The following is a 2,824-nucleotide window of genomic DNA, read 5'->3' on the forward strand; positions in this document are numbered from 1 at the left end:
CGCGCCGGCTGTCGCTCCCGTCCTCCACGCTGCGGCGCGTTCCTCGGCGGCTCTCCTCTGGTCGGCCAGCCGTTCGGCGAGGCGGCGCTCAAGGTCGCAGGGCGCTTCCGTGCCCGAAGCCTCAGGCCTGGTCGCTACCTCATCCCTCTCGGCCTCGAGGGCGAGCTTCAGGCTCTCGTCGCGCTCCCTCTCCCGCCGCTCCATCGCCTTCTTGATGTTGTCGATTCCCCTCAGTCCGGGCATGCTATCGTCCCTTTCGGCTTGTGCTGCCTTCACCGACATTATACTCGACGGGAGGCGGATCGATGTTCCCCCAGAGGCGCGCCGCGTGCCGCAGGCTCCTTCTGCTATAATGAGGCTGCATTTCAAGCCGGAGGAGGGGAGCTCAATGGGCGGTTTCAGCTGACGCGTCGACGGAGGATGCACGGGCTGCATTTCGTCGGGCTCCCCTGTCCTTTAATCCCCCCTGATCACCCTGCCCGCAGTTCCAAGTTCCCAATCCATCGATCCTTCGTCGTTTTTGCCCGCCCTGCCCGACGTCTGGCTGTGCACGCCCTCGTTGCGGCTGGCTGCTCGTCGACGGATGATTGAGAAATGGAACGAGGTCCCGACGCGCCCCCCTTGTGGGGACGCGCGGTGCGCTGCGGCTTGCCCGAACAGGAAGGCGCCCGTTGCTTCGACGAGCCAAAATGAGAAAAACATTGCCAAAGGTCGCAAAAGACAAAGATATGGAAAGGAACGGGAATCATGCTCAAGACGTTCGGAAGAGTTTTTGCCCTGTGCGCTCTGCTCCTGGCCGCCGCCGTGGCGGAGGCCGAACCCCTCGACGCCTTCAAGGACCTCGAGGGCACGCTGGACATCGCCGGAGGGACGGCCCACATCCCGGTGATGACTCAGGCGGCCCAGGACATCATGACCTTCAACCCGAAGATCCGCATCACCGTCGCCGGCGGCGGCAGCGGCGTCGGGGTCAAGCAGGTCGGCGAGGGGCTCGTCGGCATCGGCAACACGGGCCGTCCCCTCAAGGAGAAGGAGGTCGAGCAGTACGGGCTCAAGACCTTCCCCTTCGCCATCGACGGGGTGGCGCTGGCGGTTCACCCGGACAATCCGGTCAAGAGCTTGACGGGAGAGCAGGTGGCAAAGATCTACACCGGCGAGATCAAGGACTGGAAGGACCTGGGCGGAGAGCCTGGAGCCATCGACGTCTACGGACGCGAGGACGGCAGCGGCACGAGGGAGACCTTCACCGATAAGCTGCTGGGCAAGGCGGAGCTGGCCCCTACGGTCAACGTCGTGAGCTCCAACGGCGCTATGAAGACTGCCATCGCTCAGGACCCGCGGGCCATCGGCTACGTGGGCATCGGACACCTGGACCAGACCATCGCCGGGGTCGCCATCGACGGGCACGTCCCCTCCCAGGAGAATGCGGCGTCCGGTGAGTATCCCGTCGTGCGCCAGCTCTTCATGAACACCAAGGGCGACCCTTCGGGCCTCACGGCGGCCTTCATCGACTACATCTACAGCGACGCGGGGGCGAAGATCATCGAGAAGAGCGGCTACATCCCCATCCCCAGGCCGGGGAAGTAGCGCCGTGCGCTGCGGAGCCGTTCGGGGCGGGGACCGGGAGGTCCCCGCCCTCCTGCGCGCCCTGGCGCTCTCCGTGTCGGGCCTCCTGGGGACCGTCATCGCCTTCATCCTGATCTCGGGCCTCGCCGCCCTGTCGGAGGGGCGGGGCCTGGCCCTCCTGGGGCGCCTCTGGAACCCGGCGGGGGGCCGCTTCGGCATCCTGCCTATGGTCCACGCCTCAGTCCTGCTGGCGCTCTCCTCGCTCCTCCTGGGGTGGTTCCTGGCGCTGGGCTGCTGCTGTATGCTGAACGGCATGGCGCCGCGTCCCCTCGCGTCCCTCCTGATGGGGTGTTTGAGGCTGATGACGGCGGTGCCCACCGTGGTCTACGGCTTCGCCGCCGTCTTCGTCCTCGTGCCGCTCATCCGCGGGGCGCTGGGAGGGACGGGTTTCTGCTGGCTGGCGGCCTGTCTCGTCCTGACGCTTCAGGGCCTGCCCACCATGACCTTCGTCATGGACGGCGGGGTTCGAAGCCTTGTGGCGCAGACGTCGCTGACCGCCGCCGCCCTGGGCATGACGCCCCTGGAGTGCCTGAGCCGCGTCGCCCTGCCCCTGGCGAAGCGCTCCATGCTGTCCGCCGCCGTGCTGGGCCTGGGCCGTGCGCTGGGAGACGCGCTGATCCCCACGATGCTGGCCGGCAACGCCATCCAGTTCGCCCTCTCGCCCCTGAGCTCCATGCGGACGCTCACGGCCCACATCGCCCTGGTCCTGTCGAGCGACATCGGCGGCGGCGAGCACCTGTCGTTGCTCCTGGCGGGGGCGCTGCTCCTCCTGGCCTGCGCCGCGTTCAGCCTGGTGGCCCGGCGCCTGTCCCGGGAGGCGTCGGGGGACGTCAGGCCATGAGGGCGCGCTTTCTTCGGGAGAAGCTCCTGCTGGCCCTGGGGTGGACCGCGATGCTGGGGGCGGTCCTCTCCCTGTCGGGGCTGGTCCTCTTCCTGCTGGCGCGGGGGCTGCCCGCGGTGAACCTGAGGCTGTTCTTCGGCAGCACGCCGCCACTCGATGCGATCCTCGCGGGCCGGCCCGTGTGGGGCGGCATCTGGCCCGCGGCTGCGGGGACGCTGTTCCTGCTGGCCGTCACGATGTCCCTGGCGTTGGCGCCGGGCCTGGCCTGCGGCGTCTACCTGGCCTGCTTCGCGGGCCCCGGAGAGAGGGACTGGATAGGCGGGTGCGTGGACGTGCTGGCGGGGGTCCCCTCCATCG

General features: G+C 68.3%; 4 protein-coding genes. 3 read left to right on the forward strand and 1 reads right to left on the reverse strand.

Annotated elements, in window-relative coordinates; genetic code table 11:
* Positions 1-243 (reverse strand): hypothetical protein (locus ACO41U_RS10235; RefSeq protein WP_485943721.1); only part of this gene is annotated, 243 nt, incomplete at its 3' end.
* A gap of 504 nt (positions 244-747) precedes the next feature.
* Here ACO41U_RS10235 and ACO41U_RS10240 point away from each other — a divergent pair.
* From ACO41U_RS10240 to ACO41U_RS10250, 3 genes are all read left to right on the forward strand, one after another.
* Entirely contained in the window at positions 748-1,587 is an 840-nt protein-coding gene (locus tag ACO41U_RS10240; protein ID WP_485943723.1) for a phosphate ABC transporter substrate-binding protein, read from the forward strand.
* Positions 1,588-1,591: 4 nt separating this feature from the next.
* Entirely contained in the window at positions 1,592-2,467 is an 876-nt protein-coding gene (locus ACO41U_RS10245; protein WP_485943725.1) for a PstC family ABC transporter permease, read from the forward strand.
* Positions 2,464-2,824, forward strand: a 361-nt coding sequence (locus ACO41U_RS10250; RefSeq protein ID WP_485943727.1) for an ABC transporter permease family protein, incomplete at its 3' end; no start/stop codon positions are given. The genes ACO41U_RS10245 and ACO41U_RS10250, both read left to right, overlap by 4 nt.

It is taken from the genome of Fretibacterium sp. (assembly GCF_057312375.1).

Excerpts from the sequence above, each read along its gene's own strand:
- ACO41U_RS10240 (WP_485943723.1), top strand. The coding sequence starts at position 748 with ATGCTCAAGACGTTCGGAAGAGTTTTTGCCCTGTGCGCTCTGCTCCTG.